The sequence below is a fragment of the Pseudomonas salmasensis genome (genome assembly GCF_014268375.2).
In the GTDB taxonomy this organism is placed as follows: domain Bacteria; phylum Pseudomonadota; class Gammaproteobacteria; order Pseudomonadales; family Pseudomonadaceae; genus Aquipseudomonas; species Aquipseudomonas salmasensis.
Map to the genome: position 1 here is coordinate 5,784,351 of NZ_CP077083.1, position 25,049 is coordinate 5,809,399.

General features: G+C 58.8%; 19 protein-coding genes. 7 read left to right on the top strand and 12 right to left on the bottom strand.

Annotated elements, in window-relative coordinates:
• Nucleotides 1-76: 76 nt before the first annotated feature.
• The 4 genes from HU731_RS26085 (at nt 77) to HU731_RS26100 (ending at nt 2,284) form a co-directional block, all read left to right on the top strand.
• Nucleotides 77-1,366 carry an SDR family oxidoreductase gene (locus HU731_RS26085; RefSeq protein ID WP_186606357.1) on the top strand — a complete coding sequence of 430 codons (1,290 nt, stop codon included), beginning with the start codon at nt 77-79 and terminating at the stop codon, nt 1,364-1,366.
• Between the two features lie 40 nt (nt 1,367-1,406).
• Complete coding sequence (locus HU731_RS26090; protein WP_186606299.1) at nt 1,407-1,688, top strand: hypothetical protein; 282 nt, start codon at nt 1,407-1,409, stop codon at nt 1,686-1,688.
• 102 nt (nt 1,689-1,790) lie between these two features.
• On the top strand, nt 1,791-2,048 hold the full coding sequence (locus HU731_RS26095) for a DUF6555 family protein (protein ID WP_186606298.1): 258 nt from the start codon (nt 1,791-1,793) through the stop codon (nt 2,046-2,048).
• The gene (locus HU731_RS26100; RefSeq protein WP_186606297.1) at nt 2,045-2,284 is read left to right on the top strand and encodes a hypothetical protein; all 240 of its coding nucleotides are present in this window, start codon (nt 2,045-2,047) and stop codon (nt 2,282-2,284) included. Before HU731_RS26095 ends, HU731_RS26100 begins: the two co-directional genes overlap by 4 nt.
• 705 nt (nt 2,285-2,989) lie before the next feature.
• Here HU731_RS26100 and HU731_RS26105 read toward each other — a convergent pair.
• Nucleotides 2,990-3,847, bottom strand: a complete 858-nt coding sequence (locus HU731_RS26105; protein WP_186606296.1) for an SDR family oxidoreductase — start codon at nt 3,845-3,847, stop codon at nt 2,990-2,992.
• A 308-nt stretch (nt 3,848-4,155) separates the two neighbouring features.
• On the opposite strand from HU731_RS26105, the gene HU731_RS26110 reads away from it, so the two are divergent.
• Nucleotides 4,156-8,301, top strand: coding sequence for a CheR family methyltransferase (locus HU731_RS26110; protein WP_186606295.1), 4,146 nt, complete (start codon nt 4,156-4,158; stop codon nt 8,299-8,301).
• 15 nt (nt 8,302-8,316) lie between these two features.
• Here HU731_RS26110 and HU731_RS26115 read toward each other — a convergent pair whose 3' ends face one another.
• From HU731_RS26115 to HU731_RS26155, 9 genes are all read right to left on the bottom strand, one after another.
• Nucleotides 8,317-8,835: a hypothetical protein gene (locus HU731_RS26115; RefSeq protein WP_186606294.1), complete on the bottom strand. Its 519-nt coding sequence runs from the start codon at nt 8,833-8,835 to the stop codon at nt 8,317-8,319.
• Between the two features lie 14 nt (nt 8,836-8,849).
• The gene (locus HU731_RS26120; RefSeq protein WP_003190416.1) at nt 8,850-9,071 is read right to left on the bottom strand and encodes a PLDc N-terminal domain-containing protein; all 222 of its coding nucleotides are present in this window, start codon (nt 9,069-9,071) and stop codon (nt 8,850-8,852) included.
• Between the two features lie 78 nt (nt 9,072-9,149).
• Nucleotides 9,150-9,593 carry an SRPBCC family protein gene (locus tag HU731_RS26125; protein ID WP_186606293.1) on the bottom strand — a complete coding sequence of 148 codons (444 nt, stop codon included), beginning with the start codon at nt 9,591-9,593 and terminating at the stop codon, nt 9,150-9,152.
• Between the two features lie 65 nt (nt 9,594-9,658).
• On the bottom strand, nt 9,659-10,045 hold the full coding sequence (locus HU731_RS26130; RefSeq protein WP_054921177.1) for a nuclear transport factor 2 family protein: 387 nt from the start codon (nt 10,043-10,045) through the stop codon (nt 9,659-9,661).
• Between the two features lie 92 nt (nt 10,046-10,137).
• Nucleotides 10,138-10,881 carry an SDR family oxidoreductase gene (locus HU731_RS26135; RefSeq protein WP_056787550.1) on the bottom strand — a complete coding sequence of 248 codons (744 nt, stop codon included), beginning with the start codon at nt 10,879-10,881 and terminating at the stop codon, nt 10,138-10,140.
• A gap of 43 nt (nt 10,882-10,924) precedes the next feature.
• Nucleotides 10,925-12,052, bottom strand: coding sequence for an alkene reductase (locus tag HU731_RS26140; protein WP_186606292.1), 1,128 nt, complete (start codon nt 12,050-12,052; stop codon nt 10,925-10,927).
• 56 nt (nt 12,053-12,108) lie between these two features.
• Nucleotides 12,109-12,690, bottom strand: a complete 582-nt coding sequence (locus HU731_RS26145; protein WP_186606291.1) for a TetR/AcrR family transcriptional regulator — start codon at nt 12,688-12,690, stop codon at nt 12,109-12,111.
• A 104-nt stretch (nt 12,691-12,794) separates the two neighbouring features.
• The gene (locus HU731_RS26150; protein ID WP_186606290.1) at nt 12,795-14,051 is read right to left on the bottom strand and encodes a cation:dicarboxylate symporter family transporter; all 1,257 of its coding nucleotides are present in this window, start codon (nt 14,049-14,051) and stop codon (nt 12,795-12,797) included.
• Nucleotides 14,052-14,163: 112 nt separating this feature from the next.
• Nucleotides 14,164-14,589, bottom strand: a complete 426-nt coding sequence (locus HU731_RS26155) for a VOC family protein (RefSeq protein WP_014718007.1) — start codon at nt 14,587-14,589, stop codon at nt 14,164-14,166.
• A gap of 155 nt (nt 14,590-14,744) precedes the next feature.
• On the opposite strand from HU731_RS26155, the gene HU731_RS26160 reads away from it, so the two are divergent.
• Together HU731_RS26160 and HU731_RS26165 are read left to right on the top strand one after the other, a co-directional pair.
• Entirely contained in the window at nt 14,745-15,623 is an 879-nt protein-coding gene (locus tag HU731_RS26160; protein ID WP_032892377.1) for a LysR family transcriptional regulator, read from the top strand.
• Between the two features lie 213 nt (nt 15,624-15,836).
• On the top strand, nt 15,837-17,111 hold the full coding sequence (locus HU731_RS26165) for a glycoside hydrolase family 68 protein (protein WP_186606289.1): 1,275 nt from the start codon (nt 15,837-15,839) through the stop codon (nt 17,109-17,111).
• 706 nt (nt 17,112-17,817) lie between these two features.
• Here HU731_RS26165 and HU731_RS26170 read toward each other — a convergent pair.
• Both HU731_RS26170 and HU731_RS26175 read right to left on the bottom strand, forming a co-directional pair.
• Complete coding sequence (locus HU731_RS26170) at nt 17,818-19,527, bottom strand: polyurethane esterase (RefSeq protein WP_186606288.1); 1,710 nt, start codon at nt 19,525-19,527, stop codon at nt 17,818-17,820.
• Between the two features lie 174 nt (nt 19,528-19,701).
• Nucleotides 19,702-24,531: a dermonecrotic toxin domain-containing protein gene (locus HU731_RS26175; protein ID WP_186606287.1), complete on the bottom strand. Its 4,830-nt coding sequence runs from the start codon at nt 24,529-24,531 to the stop codon at nt 19,702-19,704.
• Nucleotides 24,532-25,049: the final 518 nt, after the last annotated feature.

A 25,049-nucleotide genomic window follows, 5' to 3' on the forward strand; every position in this document is an offset into this window, starting at 1 on the left:
GCCATTCAGTCATTTGGATTGAACGATCATTTACGGGCCCTTCTCTACCCAAGACCAGCCAAAGGAGGATGTCATGATGATTGATACCGCAATCGGAATGAGGCCTGGCGAGCGATACGCCGTGGAAAACCTGGAGCGCACCCCGAACTTCAGCGGGTTTTTCCTGGACGGAAAATACTACCTGGGCCCTGAACTGATGACGGCAGTCGGATGGCTTGAGGGCCAGACGTTTATCTATGATGAGCTCGATGCCACAGGCGAACCGGTGTTTCCCGACCGCGTCGCTGGCACCCTCGAAAACTTGACCCTGATACTGACAGACGGCGCCCGCCTGCAACTGCACCCGGTGCCCGTCCACGTGCCCGAGGATTCGCCTGGCGTCATGCAGGCCAAGGGGAAACTGCACGGCAAAACCGTGGTGATCACCGGCGCCTCCAGTGGCATTGGCCGCGCGGCTGCTCACGCCTTTGCCGAGCAAAGTACCCGCTTGGTATTGGCGGCCCGGGATGAAAAAGCCCTGGAAGAGGTGGTCGAGGAATGCGCTGCGCGCGGCGCCGAGGCCGTCGCCGTTAAAACCGATGTGACCCAGGGCGACCAGATGCGCGCATTGGCCGAACAGGCAGCGGCCTTCGGCAATGGCCGCATCGATATCTGGATCAACAACGCTGGTGTTGGCGCGGTCGGCAGTTTCGAGAACACGCCCCTGGAAGCCCACGAACAAGTGCTGCAAACCGACCTGCTCGGGTACCTGCGCGGCGCCCACGTGGTGTGGCCCTATTTCAAAGCCCAGAACAGCGGGATCCTGATCAACACCTTGTCGCTGGGCAGTTGGGTAGCCCAGCCCTATGCGGTCGCCTACTCAGCCAGTAAATACGGCCTGCGCGGCCTGACTGAAGCCCTGCGTGGCGAGCTGACTGATTACCCGGATATTCATGTGTGCGACATCTACCCCGCCGTGATGGACACGCCGGGCTTTCGCGATGGCGGCAATTTTACCGGCCACGAGTTGACGCCACCGCCACCGGTCTATGACCCACATAAAGTCGCGCAAGCGATGGTGGCCTGTGCGCTGCAACCCAGAGACAGCACCACGGTAGGCAGCGCTGCCACCGTGGCCCGTGTCGCGCATTTTTTGCTGCCTGGCTTTGCCCGGTTATCCGGTTGGCTCACCCGCCTCGGCCTGGAGCGCAGCCAACGCGCCGCGACCTCTGCGGGCAATCTCTACACCCCGGCAAGCGGCGAACGTCGTGTCGAAGGCGGTTGGCGGCAAACCCGCCGTACACCCTATGGGATGGTTGCGATAGGCGCTGCGCTGCTAGTGGGCGGTGTTGTCGTTGCGCGCAAATATTCAGCTCGTCATAAATAAACGCGGGGGCGACGGCCCCCTTTGCATGAGGTAACCCAGCATGTCTTACGATTACCAAGGTACTGCCAGCGTCATCACTGCCTCGCGTCATCTTGGAACACCCTCAGATGAACGCCTTAACGAGTCTAAAAACATCCAAATGACCAGCAGCGGCAAGCCGACCATCGCGCGCTTGGACTTTGACACGCCATTGGATTGGCCCGGCAATCCCAACTTTATCACCGTCAATTTGCCTGACGGCACCTCCGTCAGCGGGGTGATCGCCGAGCTGCAACGCCCGGCGGATGGGCCTGGATGGGTCACCTTCACAGTAGATGACTAGGCCTCATCCACGCCCTGCCCCCAGTCATCGAATTGTCGGACAACTTATTTGAATTTTTTTTGACGTCAAATATCTGTACTTCATGAGTATCAAGGAGGCCTCATGAAACACAACGACCTATTTACTATCGAGTACCAGCTGCACGGCGAGTCCAAGTCTTTCATCGTGCGCGCGCCGCGCATGGACAATGCCGAGGCTTGGCATTGGGCCAGTTGTGACGCTGGTGTGGCGGTGATCCCCAAATTTGGGCAACACACGTTCAAGCGTGTGTCCAAACCGATGGCGGAGAAATACGGCATTACCCAGGTGCGCTGGAGTGGCGCGGCACAGATTCAATGGGCGGAGGGCCTTAGAGGATGAACAGCCAGACTCTTGGTTACACAGCGACAAACAGGCGGGACGATGAGGTCGCGCGAAACGCCGAGATGTTTTTCGAAGCGGATCGATTGGATGCCTTGGCATACGAGATCATTGAATCCTACAGCGGCGATGCGCAGACGTGGGCGCGCTTTACCGAGGCGAAGAAACGTGCAGATGCGCAGCGTACAGTGGCTTATCGGGAGTGGATGCGGATTCATCGCTCCAAGCGAAAATAACTTCAGCGGGCACGCATGACCTGACACTCTACGATCCAAATGTGGGAGCTGGCTTGCCTGCGAAGACGGTCTGACAGTCAACACAGTTGGACCGGGTACATATCCGTTATTTAGGTAACGGCCACCTAGGGTTCCGCCCAACGGCGGCTCACTTTTGAAAAGAGCCCAAAAGTAAGCAAAAGGCTCTTGCCCCACCACTCGGCACCTCGCTTAGGCTCGGTGTGCCCGTAATCCGCCAGTGATTTGGGGGGCCGCCGCCACGCGCCATCCATGGCGCGGGGCGGCTAAACCGGCATCCCTGCCGGTTTACCCCCCAAATCCCTGTCGAATTCCGGCCAGCGTGGTTTAACGGGGCGCCTGAGATCAAGATCAAAAGCAGATCAAGAACGGCTCGCTTCGCATCGTGGTTACCGTTGGGTGCTGCTACAAGCTAAAAAATTGTGTCGATACCTGTGCTGCGATAGCGGCCTGACAGCCGCTCAGGATGTCAGGCCCGGCGAATACCCCTCGCGTTCATGCCCCTGACTCGGGATCTTTCGAAGGCCCGCCAGGGGCGACACCGCCTTGCTCCTTCCCGTGTTGTCCGCCTGCGGGAGCCTGGGATTTATCGTTTCGCTTCGCTGCCGGCGGGCGCACCTTGCGCTCGGAAGGATTCGGTTCGTGGCGCTTCGAGGCTTCACTCATACCGCCCTCCTCAATCACTGATCAAAGTATCGGCTTACCACCCGTCACACCGTAACGTTCGCCGGAAATATAGCTGCCTTCATCCGACGCCAGCAGCACATAGATCGGCGCCACTTCCACCGGCTGGCCGGGGCGTCCCAGTGGGGTGTTGCCGCCAAAGTTTTTCACCATGTCCGGCGTCATCGTCGAGACGATCAACGGTGTCCAGATGGGCCCCGGTGCCACGCTGTTGACGCGAATCCCGCGCTCGCCGAGCATCTGCGCCAGGCCAGCGGTGAAGTTGGCAATCGCACCTTTGGTGGCCGCATAGGGCAACAGGCTGGGGTTGGGCATGTCGGAGTTGACCGAGCTGGTATTGATGATCGAACTGCCCTCGGCCATGTGCGGCAGCGCGGCCTTGCAGATGCGGAACATCGCGGTGATGTTGACGTTGAAGGTTTTCACCCAGTCCTCGTCAGAGATGTCTTCCAGCGACTGATAGGTCATCTGGAACGCCGCGTTGTTGACCAGCACATCGATGCGTCCGAACTTCTCCACGGTGTCGTTGACGATGGCCGTGCACTGCGCCGCATCGCCCAGGTCGCCGGGCAGTAACAGGCATTGACGACCCGCAGCCTCGACCCAGCGTGCGGTCTCCTTGGCGTCTTCATGTTCATCCAGGTACGACACCGCCACGTCCGCGCCTTCACGTGCGAAGGCAATGGCCACGGCCCGTCCGATGCCGCTGTCGGCGCCGGTGACCAAGGCAATTTTATTGGCGAGCCGCCCCGAGCCTTGGTACGACTGCTCACCGCAATCGGGCATCGGGTCCATCTTGCGCTGCTCACCGGGTACGGGCTGTTGCTGGGCGTTGAAGGGTGGTTTTGGATAGCTGTTCATCAGAACGTCTCCTGGGTGGGTTTCTCTTTGCGAGGGTTCGCCAGGAAGCGAAGTTCAGACGGATTTTCAGAAAATCGGATAACCGTGCACCCACGGTGGCCACTCGTCAGTTTGATTAAACCTTCCGACGGTTGCGCGTCTCAACCGGGTGGTAGTGGTCTGTCGAATCACCGGGTGGCCTCAAGGCATTTTTGTTGGCAGCAGGTTTTCAGCTATATTTCACTGTCGGTTCAGCCCTCGCCCTCGTTGTTCAAGTTCTTCCCTCTACACCCCGTCTTCCTGTGCGCCGTTAACCAAGGTTGGTATTTATGAAGTCTGCCCCCCCGCGGTCCCCCAACGTACCGCAACGCAAAGATCTGACCCCCAGTAACCTGAGTTTCCCGGTGGTGGGTATCGGTGCGTCGGCGGGCGGGCTGCAGGCCGTCAAAGCGTTTTTTGAGCACATGCCCAAAGACTGCGGCATGGCCTTCGTGGTGGTCCTGCATCTTTCGCCCGACCATCAAAGCGTGGCAGACAAGATCATTCAGGAAACGACCCGCATGCCGGTGTCGCAGGTCAATGACGCCACGCCCATCGAAAAGAACCACGTGTACGTCATCTCACCGGCGCAGCTGTTGAAGATGAACGATGGCTACCTCGCGGTCTCGCCTGCCGTGCGCGAAGGCGGAACGCACATTGCCATCGACCTGTTTTTTCGCGACCTGGCAGACACCCATAAAGAACGCGCGTTTTGCCTGATCCTGTCCGGTACCGGCTCAGACGGCGCGGTGGGGCTGTCACGGATCAAAGAGCAAGGCGGCATCACCCTGGTACAAGCGCCGGAAGACGCCGAGTACGACGGCATGCCGCTGGCGGCCATCGAAACCCAGATGGTCGACCTGGTGTTGCCCGTGGTGGAAATACCGCAGAAGCTGCTGGAACTATGGCGCAATGCCCAGTCGATTGTCCTCCCCACCGCCAACGACCCTGAGATCAAGACCACCCCACCCAGCTCCGAACGCGATGCCGCCGTGGCCGAACAGCTGCTGCTGGATATTCTGATCCAGCTGCGCGCCAGTACCGGGCATGACTTCAAGCATTACAAGCGCGCCACGGTGTTGCGCCGTATCGAGCGGCGCTTGCAGGTCACCGCTCAACCCGACCTGGCCACCTATTACAACTTCCTCCAGGCCAACCCGGACGAAACCAAGGCGTTGCTGGGCGACATGCTGATTGGCGTGACCAACTTCTTCCGCGACCGCGAGGCCTTCGAAGCGCTTGAGCGAGACGTGATCCCCAACCTGGTGAAGTCACTGGAAGACAGCGTGCCGCACCGTGAGGAGGTGCGTATCTGGTCGGCGGGTTGCTCAACCGGCGAGGAGGCCTACAGCCTGGCGATGCTGGTGGCCGAGCAACTGGCGCTGGATGCCAGCGGCGCAAAGATGCAGGTATTTGCCACCGATATTGATGAGCGGGCCATTACCCATGGCCGCAATGGTGTGTACCCCGAAGCGATCATCACCGACGTACCGCCCCAACGGCTGCGCCAGTATTTTGCCAAGGAGAAGAACCAGCACTACCGAGTGCGCAAGGAAATTCGCGAGAAGGTGCTGTTCGCCAAACACAGCCTGCTGGCCGACCCGCCGTTCTCGCAGATCGACCTGATCGTGTGCCGCAACCTGTTGATCTATCTGGACCGCGAAGTGCAACGCGACATCCTGCAAATGTTCCACTTCGCGTTGCGTCCCGGTGGCTACCTGTTCCTCGGCTCCTCGGAGTCGGCCGACGGCTGCCTGGACCTGTTCGTACCGGTGGACAAGCGCAACCGCATTTTCAGGGTGCGTGCCGGCTCATCCGCCGTACGCCGCGCCCCGACCATGCCACGTGGCGGCTATCTGCGCCCGAGCACCACGGCACTGACGATTGAAACCAAGGCGCCCAACAAGGTCTCGTTCGCGGACATCCATCTGCGCGCCCTGGAAAAAGCCGCGCCGCCCAGCGTCATCGTGAATATGCAGGCCGATATCCTGCACATGAGCGAAGGCGCCGGGCGATTCCTGCGCTACGTGGCCGGCGAGGTGACGCACAACCTGCTGACGCTGGTGCATCCTGATTTACGCCTGGATATTCGCACCACGCTGTTCCAGGTCCAGCAATCGAATAGCCCGGTGTCTTCGCGCAAGATCCGCATCCAACGCGAGCAAGGCCCCTTCCTGGTGGACATCAGCGCCCGCCCCTACCGCGATGAAGCGACCGAAAACGACTACGTGCTGGTGATCTTCCAGGAAACCGCCGTCGACCCGCTACTGCCGGACATCGACACCGTCAGCCAGGCCGAAAACGCGATCATGAGCAACCTGGAGCGCGAGCTGCAACGCACCAAGTTGCACCTGCAGGACACCATCGAACAGGCGGAAGTCTCCAGCGAGGAACTCAAGGCCTCCAACGAAGAAATGCAGGCCGTCAACGAAGAGCTGCGCTCGGCCACCGAGGAGCTGGAAACCAGCAAGGAAGAGCTGCAGTCGATCAACGAAGAACTGCTGACCGTCAATTTCGAGCTCAAGACCAAGGTGGAAGAGACCGACAAGGTCAACGACTACCTGACCAACCTGATCGCGTCCACGGACATCGCCACGGTCTTCGTCGACCGCAACATGCGCATTCGCTGGTTCACGCCGCGAGCCACGGATATTTTCAGCATGCTGCCGGTGGACACCGGGCGTTCGCTGCTGGACATCACCCATCGCCTCGATTACCCGCAAATGACCGAAGACGCCACCACCGTGTTTGAGTCGCTGAGCATGATCGAGCGGGAAATCAGCAGCAACGACGACCGCTGGTACATTGCGCGGTTACTGCCGTACCGCTCCAGCGAAGATCACATTGACGGCACCGTGCTGACCTTCATTGATATCACCAAGCGGCGCCAGGCCGAAGAGGAACTGCGCCTGGGCGAGGAGCGCATGCGCCTGGTCGCCGAGAGCACCCATGACTTTGCCATCATCATCCTCGATGATCATGGCGCCATCACCGACTGGAACACCGGTGCCGAACTGATCTTCGGCTACACCAAGGACGAGGTGCTGGGCGCTTATTACGACCTGATTTTCTCCCCGGAAGACCGCTCCGCTGGGGTGCCGGAGAGCGAACTGCGCACTGCCCGCGAACATGGGCGTGGCGAGGATGAGCGCTGGCACGTGCGCAAGGACGGCAGCCGCTTCTATTGCAGTGGCGAGGTCACGCAGCTCAAGAGCAACAGTTTGCGCGGCTACGTCAAGATTGCCCGGGACCTTACCGGCCACAAGCGCACCCAGGATGAACAGAATCAGCGCTTGAAGGAAACCCAGACCAACAGCCACCTCAAGGATGAGTTCTTCGCGGTGATGTCCCACGAACTCAAGCATCCGTTGAACCTGATCCAGCTGAACGCCGAACTGTTGCGGCGCTTGCCCGCCACCAAGGTTGCGGGCCCGGCCATCAAGGCGGTCAATACCATCTGCGAAGCGGTGTCCAGCCAGGCGCGGATCATTGACGACCTGCTGGATGTCGCCCGGGTTCGCACGGGCAAGCTGAAGCTGAAAAAGCAACCGATCGACCTGATTCGCACCCTCAAGGACATTCATAGCGTGGTGCTTGCCGACGGCCATCGTCGCCAGGTCAGCCTTCAAACCCCTTCGGTGCCAGGCCCACTGATCGTTGACGTAGACCCCACGCGCATCGAGCAAGTGATCTGGAACCTGGTCAACAACGCTCTCAAGTTTACTCCCGAGGACGGCCAGGTGCAGTTGGTGGTCAGCCGAACGGACGGGCGCGCGCAATTGGACGTCATCGACAGCGGCGCAGGCCTGGCCGCAGACAGCCTGGAAAAAATCTTCGACCTGTTCGGGCAAGCGGAAAACCAGCATCAGACCCACCAGCGTGAAGGCCTGGGCATTGGCTTGTCGCTGGTACGCCAACTGGTGGAAGCCCATGGCGGTTCGGTGAGTGTGCACTCGCGAGGGTTGGGCTTTGGTTGCACCTTCTCGATCTGGTTGCCGCTGTGCGAACAACAGAATCATCTGCTGGATAGCGACGCTACCCAGCACGAAGATCAGCGCCTCAATGGCCTCAAGGTTTTACTGGTCGATGATTCAGCCGAAGTGCTTGAGGTGCTGAACATGCTGCTGGAAATGGAGGGCGCCCAAGTGAGTGCGTTCAGCGACCCTTTGAGCGCGCTTGAAACGGCCCGGGATGCCCATTACGACGTGATTATTTCGGACATCGGCATGCCGAAAATGAATGGCCACGAACTGATGCAGAAGCTGCGCAAGGTAGGCCACCTTCGACAGGCTCCCGCCATTGCCTTAACCGGCTACGGCGCCGGCAATGACCAGAAAAAGGCGACTGAATCGGGCTTTAATGCGCATGTCAGCAAACCCGTGGGCCATGATTCGCTCATCACCTTGATCGAAAAACTGTGCCGCTCACGCCCTTAGGCGTGGGGCAGGCGTTCAAGGGTAGATGAACTGAGAAAAGCGCACGGACGCGCCCGTTTCTGGTCGCGACACCTGGGTAGCCACACTGCCCACGGTGTCGCTGCGCAAGGTCAGGTACAACACTGCCTGGCCGGCGTTGTCACTCTGCATCCACACGCTCACACCCTCCCCGGCCGCCCTGGCCTTGAGCGGCTGAGGCTGCAGCATCTCGATATTGAAACCGCGCAGCAGCTCACCGCTCAACTCGACCTCCAAGGGTTCCTGGGCCTTGCCTTGCACATGAATCACCAGCCCATCGGAGGCACCATTGCGCAAAAAGCGTTGGTACTCCACGCGCAACTGCCCATCGGCACTGCGCACTTCACGGGTGCTCAGCGGCCCGCTGGAAAACAAGCCTGCCAGGCTCAGCCCCATCAGCACCAGCAGCGCGTACCAACCCACCCTTTCAAAGCGCCAGACCTTGCGCTGCAAGGCCATATCTTCCGGTACCGGATAGGTGCGGCTGTGTAAGTCGTCGGGGTCTGGGTTGTTCATAGCGAGGCCCGGATTCAACCCTTGCTGTGCTCGGGAGAAGACGGCCCCTTGGTGACACCCCGTGGGCCGGCAATCGCCCATATCGCAGCGCCCAGAAACGGCAGCACCACGACTACCGCGCTCCAGCCCGCCTTGCTGGCCGAGGCATTATCGCTGCGCCAGATGCTGTTGATGATCCACGCGTCGAGCAGTACGAGGATCACTGCCAGGCCAATCCAGAAGTAAGTGGTTTGCATGATGCACCTCCAGGTTATGTAACTTTGGGTGCGCAGGCGCAGGCAGGGTTCATTATTTTTAAGGGCGTACCGTTGGACTCATCGACACTGAGCAAGCAACAACTGCAGTCCCTGGTGGCCATCTACGATCAAGCTTTGAATCAAGGCTTGATAGTGTTGCGCGGTATTGGGTTCTTGGAGATCGAAACATGCAGACCAAGTGATGCACGTTTGGTCTTGCCCCGTCAAAGCCACCAAACGTACCGTTGCCACGTAGTTGTCCAGAGGCAGTGGCGCTTCCTCAAAGCGGTAGGACAGCGTTAAGGTGCGATCATCGACTGATAACAAGCGCTCTCTCACAACCGCTCCATCAGACAGCGTCAATGTGCGCATACACCCAACAGCCCCATCGGACTCACCGTCCTCGAGGCTACTTTCGACAATCGCAGGGTGCCATTGCTGGATCTCACCAAACTTCTTCACCACGCTCCAGGCGCGTTGTGCATCGCTGTTCAAAACAGCGGAGAATTCAACCATTGGCATCGTATAACCCTTTGAATAGACAGCCCGGCGATCCCGGCATCAGGCGTGCCGGGATCGGTTGATGCTTACGCGTCGAACTGGTGATACACCTTGGCAATCACCTTCCAGACACCCTCAATTTTGATCAGTGTCAGGTAGTCGTTGTAATCGGCGCCAATCGCATCGTTTTCCATATCGACACGTACTACTGCGGTGCTCGGCGTGATTGCCAATACGTCAAGGCGAGTGGTGATTTGGGGTGCGCCGCCGTTCTTCGCAACGAAATCAAACAGGTTGTTGATCGGGCCGCCGAGCAGCTCGCCATTGGTGAACCCATACATCACTGCGTCTTGATGGAAGGCTTGTGCAACGCTTTGAGCATTACCGGTACGCAGACCTTCCACGTACTGATTGGCTGTGGCGATGACAGCGTCGTACTCGTGGGTGGGTACTGCCTTGATATTCTTTGACATGCTTGTTTTTCCTTTCATGGGGGATGAGATGCCACACCGCTCGCCTGACATAGCCGAGGGGTCTTGCTGAATGAGTCAATGACCGCCGCCCGCTACCAATCCTGGCGCGTCGGCGAGATGATCAAGTCATTGACGGTGACGTTTTCCGGCTGGTTGAGCGCGTAAATCACTGCACGGGCGACATCGTCAGGCCCAATTGCAATCCGGTTCAGCGCCTGGGCAGCCTCGCGCCCCCGCGGATCACTGACCTTGTCCGCCCACCCTGTATTGATGACGCCAGGGCTGATCGTGTTAACGCGAATACCGTGCTGCACGCCAAGTTCTTTGCGCATGGACTCGGTCATGGCCTGGACGAAAAACTTGGTCGCACTGTAGACACCTGCCGACGGCCCTACCTGATGCCCTGCAACAGAGTCCATATTGAGAATCTGCCCGGACTTCTGTTCCAACATGAACGGCAATACCGCAGCCGTCATATTGAGGTAACCCTTGATGTTCACATCGATCATTTTTTCCCAATCCTGCACGGCCAGATCAACCCACCGGGAAAAAAGCATCAGGCCGGCGTTGTTCACCAGGATGTCGATGGCGCCGTACGTTTCACGCGCAAACCTGGCAAGCGCCTGGGTTTGATCCGGTCGGGTCACGTCAGTAGTAAACGCGACCACCTCACTGGCGGCCTCACGCAGATCAGCGACGAAAGACTCCAAAGCCTCTTCATCAAGGGCGGCGGCAACCACGCGCGCACCCTGCGCTACCAGCGCCCGGGTGGTTGCCGCGCCGATGCCTGAGGATGCGCCCGTGACGATGGCTACCTTGTTTTGCAGGTAATTCATGTTCTATACCTTTTGCGATGAATACTATTGCGACGCCTGTGCCTTACTTGGCGCTAGAGCTTGCTATTGAGGCGTCCGCGGTTGGCCAATCGGTGTAACCCTTTGCGCCCCCACCGTAGTAACTCTCGCGTGGCGCGATGGTCAGCTCGATACCGCGGCGCAGACGCTCCACGAGGTCGGGGTTGGAAATGAACAAGCGACCAAATGCAACCGCATCGATCCGGCCCTGCGCCCGGCGTTCGATTGCCATCGCCAGGTCATAGTTGTTATTGCCTATGAATGGCCCTTCAAACTGGGCACTCAATGCATCCAGGTCCACACCTTCGGGCACTGTGCGGGAGGTCGCCGTGGCGCCTTCAACAAAATGCAGGTACGCCAGGTTCAATTGATTGAGCTGCTGGATCAGGTAGCCATAAGTCGCCATGACATTGCTGTCAGGAGGCGTATTACCGGCATCAGGGGTCACCGGTGAAAGGCGAATACCGACACGGTCGTTACCCCATATCGAAACCACGGCTTCGGTGACTTCCAAGGTCAGTCGCACCCGGTTCTCAATGGAGCCACCGTATTGATCGGTGCGTTTGTTAGTGGAATCACGCAGGAATTGATCGAGCAGATAGCTGTTGGCCGAATGCACTTCTACGCCATCAAAACCGGCTCGCTTGGCGTTCTCGGCGGCCCGCTTGTATTGCTCGATGATCCCTGGGATCTCCGAGGTTTGCAGCGCACGAGGCGTCGACACCTCGACAAAGCCATTTTCGGTGTAGGTGCTACCTTCAGCCTTGATCGCCGAAGGCGCTACGGGGGCATCGCCGTTGGGTTGCAACTCGACACTGGAAAAACGTCCCACGTGCCACAACTGACTGACAATTTTGCCGCCCGCCGCGTGCACTGCATCGGTGACCTTTTTCCAGCCGTCCACCTGCTCTTGCGACCAGATTCCCGGAGTCATGGCATAGCCACGTCCTTGGGCAGAAATGTTCGTCGCTTCGGCAATGATCAAGCCGGCGCTGGCACGTTGAGCGTAGTAAGTGGCGTGCATTTCATTTGGCACACCGTCGTCGGCCATCCGGCTACGTGTGACGGGCGCCATGACTATCCGGTTAGCCAATTGCAGCGCCCCCAGATGCATGGGAGAAAAAAGGTCGGTATCCGTGGTGATATCGGTCATAAAGCCTCTTGATGAATTAGACCGGTCGTCTAGTAAAGTGGTAAAAAAAAACGCCTCTATGCCAGCAGGCGCTTACTCGTGTTCAGCGCTGTTTCGAAAGCAGCCGTTGTGTTTCGCACCTTCACTAACAGTGAAGCCCCAAGCCACAGTTGATACAACGATTCAGCCAATGTTTCGGCATTCTGGGTCGATGTGATGGACCCATCAGCCATCCCCTGTTCAACACACCGGGTGATCCTCTGGATAATCAGTGCGGTGCCCTCTTCAAGTACGCTGCGCATGTCATCCGAAAGGTCGCACACTTCTGCGCCGAGTTTCACCACCAGGCATTTCTCCTCGGGATGATCGAACGCCTGTGTCTTCGCCCAATAACCCAGGTAGCCAATCAGCCGCTCGGCGCCAGTCCCTTGCGCTGCCATGACGATGTCTACCCGACCGATATACTCTTGGAAATATTCTTCCAGTAGTGCCTGGCCGAACTCCTCCTTGGAGCGGAAGTAGTGATAAAACGAGCCCTTGGGCACGCCCGCCGTCGTCAATACTTCCATAAGACCGACGGCGGTATAGCCCTTGTGGGTCATCAGTGTCTTCGCTACATCGATGATGTGCTGTCGCATGTCCAGATTAGATTTTTTCATAATGACGAGAGCCTATCCAAAACTAGACCGGTCGTCTACAAAACATTAGCAATACCTGACGAATGACCTCCTGCGTTCTCGCCTATCGTTGCTCCTGCAAACGACTAGGCCCGTGCGGCTGGATAATCCGTTGAAGGTCTGAGCTCGACCTTTTCCCACTTGGCGATGACTAACGGCGCAATGGCATTGCCCAACACGTTCAACGTAGTGGTACCACTGTCGATGATCCTGAAAATGCCAGCGATCAACGCGACGCCTTCCAGTGGAAGACCTGCTGAGGCCAATGTCGCTGACAAGATGATGATGGCGAAACCTGGCACCCCTGCTGCGCCCTTGGAAGTCAGCACCATGGTCACCACCAACAGGATCTGCTGGGATAACGACAGGTCGATGCCATGGAGTTGCGCGACAAAGATCGTCGCCACCCCAAGAAAAATCGACGCACCATCGAGGTTGAACGCATACCCCACCGGCACCACGAAGCTGACGATCCGACGCGGCACGCCGTAACTTTCCATCTTTGTCATCAACTGCGGCATCACTGCGGCTGAGGCGGCACTTGAGAACGCGAGCATCAACTCATCGCGCAAGTACCCGATCAACTTGAAAATGTTTTCGCCTATCAAGTAACAGATACCGCCAAGTACCACCAACGCGAAAACAATCAGCGCCAGGTACACAACACCAATCAACTTGAGCAATGGCAACAAAGAAGCGAAACCAAACGTCGCCACGGTCGCGCCGATCATGCCGAACACACCCACAGGCGCATAAGCCATAACCATGGAGACAACCTTGAACATCGCATCGCAAACACTTTGAAGCAGTACGATGACCGGTGCGTTTTTCTCTTTCGGTAAGGCGTTCAATGCCAAGCCGAACAGCACGGCAAAAAACAACACCGACAGCAATTTCCCCTCGGACATCGCAGCCAATACGTTATCGGGCACGATGTTCTGCAATATTACCAGCGCTCCTTTGGGCGGCTCCAGCGTGATGGATGCGGCACCGTGCGAAACACCGGAAATATCGGTACCTGTTCCCGGTTCGAAGAGATTTGCGAAACACAAGCCTATGACGACGGCCAGCGCGGTAATCGCAAAGAAATAACCGAGCGAGCGCACACCCATGCGGCCAAATGACTTGCTGTCTGGGCCACCGGCAATGCCCAGAATCATGCAGCAGAACACGATTGGCACAACGACCATCTTCATCATCTTGATAAAGATGTCACCAAGCGGTTTCAGAACCTGCACGCTGACCCATGCCTGATAGTGCGGATGGGTATTGAAGTACCAACCGACAAGCACGCCAAGCAACAGCCCGGCAACGATTTGCCACACCAAGGGAATACGTTTCATGTCTAGCCTTCTTGTTGGTATGAAAGGTCTGCGTTATCAGCAGTTGCTAGAGTCATGAGCTTGCAGCTCACGTGAGCCCCCATGGCACAGCTCAGCTGTGCCATGGGTGTTCTTATTTCGCGAAGAGCTGGCCCATATCCTTGAACGCCTTGAATTCAAGGGCATTGCCGCAAGGATCAAACAGGAACATGGTGGCTTGCTCGCCAACCTGACCTTTGAAACGAATGTACGGTTCGATCACAAATTCGGTACCAAACGACTTCAGTCGCTCGGCCAGCGCTTCCCATTGCTCCCAACCCAGAATGATGCCGAAGTGCGGAACAGGAACATCATGACCATCGACCGGATTGCTATGAACACTTTCTTGAGAGGCGGTTTTGGGATGCTCGTGAATCACCAGTTGATGACCATAGAAATTGAAATCGACCCATTGAGTGCTGGACCGCCCTTCTTCTAAACCAAAAACCTCACCGTAGAAGGTCCGTGTTGAAGCCAGGTCGTAAACAGGTATTGCGAGGTGGAATGGCGAGAGGCTCATCAGATCTCCAGTGCTTTTTTTGTGGGCTTGGCGAACATTCCCCCGTCATTGCCTCGCTTGGCTCAGCCGTTGCCGGGGATGGAAAACATCGTAGGACGGAAAACCCAACATAAAAATCAATATATATTTCTTAGAAACACAATTAATATTTATGAATGATCAAAGAACTCAAGACACTCATCGCTGTTGCGCGGGAAGGCACTTTTGCCGCTGCCGGCAACAGAATCGGCCTGACCCAGGCCGCTGTGAGCGCGCAAATCCAGCGCCTCGAAGCTGAACTGGGCGTCGAAATTTTCGACAGAAAAGGACGCTCTGCGCATCTCAATAGAATGGGCCACCAGGTACTCTTGCAAGCTCAGGAGCTGCTCAATCTTTACGACAACCTGGGTTCCTCGACGATGGGACAACCCACCAACGAGCGGGTGACTATCGGCGCAATCGCGTCGGTGCAGCGCTCATATTTGCCCGAATCGCTGGCTAGGTTTCACCAGCAATGCCCGCAATGTCGCACGCGAATCATTCCAGGGCTGTCGATGGAATTGGTCAACCTCGTCGACGCTGGCGAGATCGACATGGCCACCATCATTCGCCCACCCTTCTCGCTTCAGAGTGACCTGCACTGGACGACGCTGGCGCGGGAGCCCTACCGGCTGATAGTACCGAGCGAAGTGCCGGGTGAAGACTGGTCGGCGCTCCTGTCCAGCCATCCTTTCATTCGCTATGACCGCTCATCGTTCGGCGGCCGGCAGGTTGATCGATTTGTGCGGCAAATGCATTTCGCGCTGCATGAGGTGTGCGAACTGGATGAGCTGGAAGCCATCCTCCAGTTGGTTAAAAAGGGCGTAGGCGTCGCATTGGTGCCGCAAACGTGCAGAGATCCGGAGTGGCCTATGGGTGTTCGAGCACTCGATCTGGGCATACACACCTTTCATCGTGATATCGGGCTCATACACCGTTCTCGCCAAAGCCTCACCGAACCGGTGCGGATACTGGCTGACTTGATCTCTGACCAGTTCAAGCGAGGCCTGATCTAACCAAGCGCTCGCCAGTGGTCGCCACCCGACCACGCCGATAGCTCGAGGACAGAACGTCTAGAAATGAGACGAGATGAAACGTATCAGCATCACAAAAATCACATTTTATGCATAAATGCATTTTTATTCTTGACCGAGAGAGCCGAGTCTTTTAAATTCAAATAACTGTATATAAATACAGTATTTTGAATCCCTTCATGGACGAGGCTTACTATGAAAAGCACCCCTTCGAAATTTGGCAAAACACCCCATCAACCCAGCCTGTGGACCCGCGCCGATGCGCTCAAAGTCCATGCGGACGACCCCACCACCACCCAGCCGCTGGTCAGTGCGAACTTCCCGGTATTGAGTGACGAGGTTTTTATCTGGGACACCATGCCGCTGCGTGATATCGACGGCAACATCACCTCCGTTGACGGCTGGTCGGTGATCTTCACCCTCACTGCGGATCGCCATCCGAACGACCCGCAATACCTCGATCAGAATGGTAACTACGACGTCATCCGCGACTGGAACGATCGCCATGGCCGGGCAAAGATGTACTACTGGTTCTCCCGCACCGGCAAAGACTGGAAGCTCGGCGGCCGAGTGATGGCTGAAGGGGTTTCGCCCACCGTGCGCGAATGGGCCGGCACGCCGATCCTGTTGAACGAGCAAGGCGAAGTAGACCTGTACTACACCGCCGTCACGCCCGGCGCGACCATCGTCAAGGTGCGTGGCCGCGTGGTGACCACCGAGCACGGCGTCAGCCTGGTGGGCTTCGAGAAGGTCAAGCCGCTGTTCGAGGCTGACGGCAAGATGTACCAGACCGAAGCGCAAAACGCCTTCTGGGGCTTTCGCGATCCATGGCCGTTCCGCGACCCGAAAGACGGCAAGCTGTACATGCTGTTCGAAGGCAACGTGGCCGGCGAGCGCGGCTCGCACAAGGTCGGTAAAGCCGAAATCGGCGACGTGCCGCCAGGCTATGAAGACGTCGGCAACTCACGCTTCCAGACCGCCTGCGTCGGCATCGCCGTGGCCCGTGACGAAGACGGCGACGACTGGGAAATGCTGCCGCCGCTGCTGACCGCAGTCGGCGTCAACGACCAGACCGAACGCCCGCACTTCGTGTTCCAGGACGGCAAGTACTACCTGTTCACCATCAGCCACACCTTTACCTACGCCGACGGCGTGACCGGCCCGGACGGCGTGTACGGCTTCGTCGCCGACTCGCTGTTCGGCCCGTATGTACCCTTGAACGGCTCCGGCCTGGTACTGGGCAACCCGTCCTCCCAACCGTTCCAGACCTACTCGCACTGCGTCATGCCCAACGGCCTGGTGACCTCCTTCATCGACAGCGTACCGACCGACAACACCGGCACGCAGATCCGCATCGGCGGCACCGAAGCACCGACGGTGGGCATCAAGATCAAAGGGCAGCAAACGTTCGTGGTCGCCGAGTATGACTACGGCTACATCCCGCCGATGCTCGACGTTACGCTCAAGTAACCGGAGGCTATGAGGCAGCGGGTTTGAATACCATGGCAAACCCGCACCGGTGGCGAGGGAGCTTGATCCCGTGGCGGCCTGACAGGCGAGCGAATGCACATAGGCATTCACCCAACTGCGCAGTTCGCCACAACCCCCGGTAACCACGATGCGAAGCGAGCCGCTCTTGATCTGCTCTTGATTTGCTCTTGATCTTGATCTCAAGCGCCCCGTTAAACCACGCTGGCCGAACGCAGGCTTGAATTCGTGGGTAACCCGGCAGGACGCCGGGTTAGCCGCCCCGCGCCATGGATGGCGCGTGGCGGAGGCCCACGGATTCAAGCCTGCGTTCGGGCACACCGAGCCCAAGCGAGGTGCCGAGTGGTGGGGCCAGAGCCCTTTGGTTACTTTGGGGCTCTTTTCCAAAGTGACCCGCCGTCAGGGCGGAACCCTAAGTGGCCGTTACCGCAGGAATGGATATGTACACAATCCAACTGTGTCGCCTGTCAGGCCACCTTCGCGAGCAAGCCCGCACAGTAGGATCGCGGGGTGTCAGATAGATAGGCGTCGACTGGCAGGCCGCCTTCGCAGCGATGCGGCGACCCGACAAGCCAGCTCCCACAGATGGATCGCGGGGTGTCAGGTAGATATGAGGCAGCTGACGGGCCGTCACGGGAGCAAGCTCCCTCGCCACAGGTTCAGCGTCACATCACCGTTGCTTGGAGATTCAGGAAATATAAATCCCTGGCCCATTCAACTGAGTCATATTCACGCCAACCAACGTCACAGAATTATCCCCAAACGACAGCAGCGCATTGTCCTCGAACATCGAGACATGGGAGCGATAATCGTATTGCTGCCCCAAGTCCGGAATACCCATGAACACCAGTTTATCGCTGGCCTGGTACCCCTCGATCCGGTCATTGCCAAAGAGGCCATTGAACAGGAAAGTATTGCTGCCACCGCCAGACACCATCAGGTCATTGCCCGCCCCGCCAACAAACACGTTGTTGCCCTGCCCACCGATCAAATGATCATCACCGTCCAAACCGAATAACCACTCCCCCGCTGCATGAGCGGTGAGGACGTTATCCTGTGCATCACCGTTGGCCGAAGGCACGTAGTGCGTCAAGGCTGTTCCGGCCAGCAGGCCCTGGCCGGTTACGGTATAGGTGATGTCGTGTGAACCCCAGGGAAGTGAATTCCACAGGATGTAGGACGTCTCCTTACTCACCAGTGCGCCGATATCCCGAGTCATACTGATGCCACCGTAGGCGTCGTTGACGTACAGCGTGCCATCGCCATCATTGGCAAAGCGCAAGCCGGCCAGTGGTTTTTGTAGTTCGAAGACGTTATCGCCTTGCCCGCCCAGCAGGATGTTGTAGCCGCCGTCATCGCGAAAACGGTCATTACCGGCCCCGCCTTCCAGGAAGTCATTGCCGGCCCCGCCCTTGAGCAGGTCGTTGCCCTCGGTGCCGAGGATAAAGGTATTGCCGGTGTGTTTTTCAGCGTAGCGGTTCAGGTCTTCTACCCATGTGGTGCCTCGCGCAGCCTCAGTGAGGCTGGAAACCACGATGGTCGAGTCCTTGTCGGTCAAGTCATAGAACTGCGAGAACGCGATACGCCCCAGGCCCTGGATGTAACCGTCCAGGGAGTGCGCCTTGGCGACGCCCCAATTGAGGCTATTGGGGAGATGTGCCGAGAACGACGCGTAATTATCGGTAAAGCTGACGAGGTTGTTGGCAGCCGAATCCCAGCCCCTGTCGTTACCCCAGAAGAGTGCCGAGGTATTGATGCCGTTTCCATCAATGGCTTTGAACACCGGGTCGTTCTCGTAGCCGATATTCAACACCTGAGTGTCACCCGAACGCTGGGTAGGTGAAGCAAAGGTCACGTAGTTAGCGTCCTGGTAGAAGCCCCCCCAATGATCGGGGCTCAAGGTGGCCAAGCTGTTGGCCCCGAGTGCGCCGAGGCTATGGCCTGTGACCAGAATATCCTTGCCACTCAGGCCCTGGCTCGCGGCATAACGGGCGACGTTCTCGAACAAGGCGCTGAAGGCGAACTTGGCATAATTGGCGGCGTATCCAGGCAGTGCAGCGGCGGCCAGGTCGCTGGCCACGTCACCTGCGCCATCCCAGGTCAAGCCAAAGGACGTGCCCCGAAAGGCAATGCCCATGGCAATCAGCCTGCCGCCCCCATCGTACTGCCCGAGAATCTCGACGTTGGCCGAAGGGGCCAAGGCAGTCTCGCCCCAAAAGGTGCCTTGCTTGTCGACGTTCTGCGTCACGCCCAAGGCTTGCGCACCAATGGGCGCCCAGCCACCGGTGGCCAGGGGTTTGCCGGTGGAGTCATAAGCGTACTCGGATAAAGCCAAGGCGTTGTCCAGCAGCGCTTTGGCTTGCTCGCCCTGCTTGCTCTTGTAATCGAAAACGCCCATGCCCTTCGCCCCTTTTCAAATGACTATCAGATGGCCATCAGCTCGCACAGCCGGGGTCGATTGAGTGCGCGGCGCGGGGGACTGTCAAGGGTTACCTAGAAATTCAATAATGCTCATCCAATCGACCTCCCATACGTGAGGGAGCGTGGTTTGTGCAGTAAGCCGGCCAGGTACTCAGTCCCCCACGCGCGTCAACAACCCCAGAAACAGCTTTTGATCCAATGGCGGGGTCACATCGGCATAGATCACCTTCAACACTGCGCTGTCGTTGGCGCCGGCCTCTCGCACCAAGTCCTTCTGCCGCAGGAAGCGCTGGTGGGCCAACTTGAGATGGGCAACGCGGTAGGCACTGTCCGCCACCTCGGTGTCGGAATAGTGAAAGTGGGCGTACCAGAGCACCATAGGCGAGTTTTTTTCGCGCACCGCAAATTCCGCCACATAGTCACCGCTGGCGGTGGGTTGGCGCCCATGCACAAGGTTGATATCGACCTTGCGGTGGGTCCACAGGTAGTCGATGTTTTCCTGGGAAGGGCGTTGCGCCTTGTAGCCGGTGCTGCGGTAGTCGCGCGCCTCTTCGAGCAGGCTGGCAACCTCGGCCCGGTAGTGATCGAGCAACGTCGACACACCAGGCTTGTCCGTATGGGCCGCTGCAAGTTCCCGGATGATGTCGCTGAGTTTATTGGCGTGTTGCGTGAGCATGACCTCCCAATCCCTTGGGTCGACCTGTTCACGGCGCGTCTGGTCCTGCAGTTTTTTCATCTGGAACTGGATCGAGCGCCGGATGCCCTGCTTTTGCGCCGTGAGTTGATCGGCAGCGCGTTTCAACGTTGCCAACGAGCGTCGAGGGGGTACAGGCGTCGGCTTTTCGGGGCCGGCAATCACCAGATCCTTCCACACCCCTTCGCCGGGATGCTCGACAAAACGGGCGACCGCTTGTTGATTGAACGGGTCGCGAATCTCCATGACCGCCACCTGCTCGGCCGATTGCGCCGCCCGGACATCGCCGATCAACGTGCCGCGTCGCTGGGTTTTAAAGGCTCGATGGCTGGAACGCCTGGGGGCTCGAAGTGAAGGTGCGCGGCTTGGCCCAGCGATGCCCTCCTCCTCTCGTACCAACGCTGCCAGGTCGGCCTCGGCGCTCTGGCGCGCCTGGTTCAGCCGCTCCAGAAAGCGCGCCTGATACAGGGGGCGGCTCAATGCCGGGTCAAGCTCGTGCAGCGCTTCGCAGGCACTCGCCAGGCGGGCGTACTGGTTGATCAAGGTCGCCAGCACCGCCTTGCGCTCGCGGGTCGAAAAATGTGCATAGGTCCTCAGTGCAATGTGGGAGGACGTCGCCAGTCGCAGGTCCTGCTCGTTAAGCAGTTGGTAAAAATGCTGGACCGCCGGTGCGTCGGTCAACGCGAGATTGTCGATGCTCAAGGTCCTGAGCAAGTTGAGATTGTTCAGCGTCACATTGAATGGATCGGCCATCTCCTGGGTGGACAGTGACTGAATGAACGCCCGACTCTCACCCAGCCCTCGGGTGGAATCCTGCGCGTGCTCATTCAAGGTGGCCTCCAGGGCGTTGGTGTCCTCCAGCAATTGCTGCTCGTGGTCGTTCATCGCCACCATACGCGCGATGAGGTCTTGATAAGCCTCAGGTGTTCGGGCCGGTGTATTCACGTCGATACGCTGGGCGATCTCCCCCACCGACTCGCCTTGTGGTGAAAAACTGCTGTCCCTGGCCAGCGCCAGATGCAAATTATGGATGAGCAATTGCGTGGCGCTGATGGCCCCATACTCAGAGGAACGAGCCTTCTCGAAGTCGCTGGTTTCCAACGCCGCTGTTGCGGGTTTGATCGCCTTGATCAGCATGCGGCGTGCCTCGATCAAACGGCCTGCCTGCACGACGAACGCTTGCAGGGCGTGATTGAAGGATTGCAGCAGTGCCTGACAGTTGGCTTGTTCGTCTTCGTGCTGTTTTTTCAGGAAGGCGACTTTTCGCTCATCGGTATTTTTATTGAGCAATGCCCACCAGTTCCTGAGCTTGTTCCTGGCCGAGAAGTACCTATCCCGCTGCGCTTGTACGCGCTCGAAACGGGTGGTCATTACATCCGCTTCACGCTCCGTTTGCAGATCAAGCCGGGCTTGTTCGGCTTTCATGTGTTTTTTCGCCGCGCGATTTTTCTGTTGTTGCGCCTTGATCTGGTCACCCGGCGCACCCGCCCGCAGTTTTGGCGCGAGGTCCAGGCTCCATCGGCCGTTGCCATCGCTTTTCAACCACGGGCCGCTGCGTGAGGTGTCGAGCGCATCCACGATAAATACGCGATTCGACTCGCGGCTCACACGGTACACGTCATTGCCGATCAAGGCATGCAGCCCGTTGTCCAGGCGGTAAAGGCCTTGGAGACGCCCGGTCATCACCGGCATCGGCAGTCGTGCAGGACGGGGCACTTTGAAACCCTGGATATAGGCACGCTGACTGGTGCTCAGGGCGTTCAGTGCATTGGAGAAAGAAAAGTCAAAGGTGGTGCGACCTTCAGCAATCGGCACGTCAGGCAACATAACTGTGCCGGCCAGCTGTTTGGCTGCGCTGGACGGCGCTCCCATGGGCCGCCGCAAATGCGCCAGCGCCACGGCTGTATTGCTCAGGTCTGCGGCGATCAAGGGTTGTTCGGGGATGGCGCGGTGAGAGACGTGCAACAGCGCCAGACTGAGGCTGCTCAACAGGTCTACCCAGGCCAGCTCGCGGGTGGTCGGATCGCTACTTTGCAGGGCGGGAATGTCCTGATGCAGGCTTTGAGTCAGCAGCAGCAACCACGCGATCGACATCGTCGAGCCTTGCAACAAGGGCAACAGCAAGGTGTTGAGCAACAGCCCGCCCCCTTCGAGCAAAAGCGCCCAGCGACTTTGGGCATTGGACACCGTCTCGCGCTGCGCCAAGCTCACCAGTGCGCGTACATGCTCGCCAAACAGGTACGGCAATAACTGGTCATTGCGTTGGTGTTGCAGCAGCTCTTCACTGCCCTCATCGGCGGCCAAGGTCGCGGGGCTGGGCGTTTCCAGCCCGTCAAACTCAGCCCCCAGGCCGAAACGCAGGATATGCGGCTCAGTGAACCCACCGTTGGCATACACCGGCCGCGCGGGTTCGCCAAGCCACATCAGCACGCTATCCTGCAGGGCTCCAGGCTGGGCAATCGCCGCCAGCAACGCCTCGCGGCTGGCGTACTGCGTCAACGCTTGAGCATACAGCGGGCGATAAAGAATCACCGGGCCCGGCTCTAGGTCCTGGGCCTGGATCACAAACAGGTTGTCGACCTTGTCCGGCTCGGCCCCCGGTTTGCGCAGCAGGGCCAGCGCACGGATGACGACCTTGCGCCCCTCGACCACCCGCTCAGCATCGCTGCATTGCATCAGCGCAGCGACATAGCGATAGCCCAGCACCGTAAACCCCTGCTGCCCCTGGATCGCCAGCGTCAACGCCTGTAACGGTAACTGCGCCCGCAACTGCTCGCCAAATAGCCGCTGGCGCTGCAAGGTGTCGTCGCTATCGGCCAGCAGCAGGCGCTTGAGGTAGTCAGGGTAGGCCTTGCCGATGTCCACGCGCTGGACCAGATCCCTGAGGTAATCGGGGGTGGTCCAGGCCTGGATCAATTGACCGCCCGTGTGCCTAATGGTCATCGGGCCTTTGGGCTTGCCCACCAGGTTGCACAGGGCGAGGTCGGTCAGCGACAGGGTTTGACGCTGGATAATCCCCGCGCCGCCTGGGTACCCGGCCGCCACGGCAAAGGTCAGCTCCAACTCGTCAGGGTTGTAGCCGGGGGCAATCGGTTGATCGACCAGCATCTGCGCATGCAGGGCCTTCGCTGCAAACGTGCGCAGGTCGCTCACGCCGTCGAGAAAGGACTGCCCGCCCGCTCGGGCCTTGGCACTGGCGAGTTCCAGCACATGGGTGCGATAAGCCAGGCGTTGCGCCGGCGGGGCGTCCTTCAGCCAATCGGGCAGGCGATCTTCCATCAGGCCGGTCGGCCTCACCGTGTGCGGTGCCGGGCTCACAAACAAGGGGGCTGGATCGCTCACAGCGTCATACTGCTGCTCCAGCGCATGCAGCCCCCGGCCAGAAGGTAACGGGATGGCCGCCAGGTCCTGCAGCTGCTGATTGAGCACCGCCGCGGCCTGAACCTGGAACACATTGCCGTTGGGCTCAAAACGCTTGCATGTGATCGCGTCCGCGACAAAAGCAGCGTCGAGCTTCGCCGCCCAATACTGATCGAACGCATCATGGGAAGTGAATGACTCAACCGCCCCCGAAAGCGGGCACAGCAGGATCAGCGAGGCGTTGACCACCAGCAGGTCTGGCGATAACAGGGTAAACGAGGCCCCCGCTCGGGTCAGCGTGGTTTCCATGACATAGACGTGCACGGCCTTGGTTTTCATCGCCGCCAGGCGGTCGAGCCGATCCGGGTAGTCGGTGACCTGCTGAATGACGGCACGGGCGGGCTCGGCAAATGCCGCCGTGATGGCCGTGTGGATCAGGTTACTGCGCAGCAGCTCGCTGAGCCCGCGCCAACGGCTCGTCCCATCCCCTCCTCCTTGGTCCCAATAGGCAATCAACGCCTGTTGAAACGCCGTCGGGACCACGTCAGCCAGCTCGCGAATGACCTGCTCGATCACGCGCATATCCACGGCCGGCGCCGCCTCGTTCGCCAGGGCCAGCCGTGTGGGCGCCTGGTTGGTCAGGAAGTGATCCCGGTTGTAGCGCATTGAGAAGTCCAGCGAAGTACTGTTCCCCAGGTAGTCGAGCGCGACATTGAGCAAAACCCGCAGGTCCCATCCGCCCAATGCGTTGGGGGTGGCCAACTTGGTGGTCACCAGGTTGAAGTCCAGGCTGGGATAGGCCTGCTTGATGCCCCTTTCCAACCACTGGCCGGTAACAGAGATCAAGGTGGGGTGATGCATGAACTGCGTGCCGACGGCTCTGGCGATCAGCGTATCGGGGGTTGGCAGCGGTAGGTTGCGAGGCATGGAAAACGTCCTTTTTGTCCGTTGAGGCTCCAAAACCCGAGGTGGGGGAGCCTGGCAAAAAGAAGTACCACGCAGGCGTAATCGAACGCGGTAACGGTGTAGTACACCGTGATACTTCGGTATGACGCCGAACCTGTGGCGAGGGAGCTTGCTCCCGCGACGGCCTGAGAGCCGGTGCTTATCTACCTGACACCCCACAATCCAAATGTGGGAGCTGGCTTGCCTGCGATAGCACCCTGACAGCCGACGCTTTTCTACCTGACACCCAACGATCAACCTGTGGGAGCGGGCTTGCTCGCGAAAGCGGCCTGACAGCCAACACTGTTGGATTGTGTGCATATCCATTGCTGCGGTAACGGCCGCTTAGGGTTCCGCCTGACGGCGGGTCACTTTGGAAAAGCCCCAAAGTAACCAAAGGGCTCTTGCCCCCCCACCACTCGGCACCTCGCCTAGGCTCGGTGTGCCCGTAATCCGCCAGTGATTTGGGGGGGCGCCTGAGATCAAGATCAAAAGCAGAT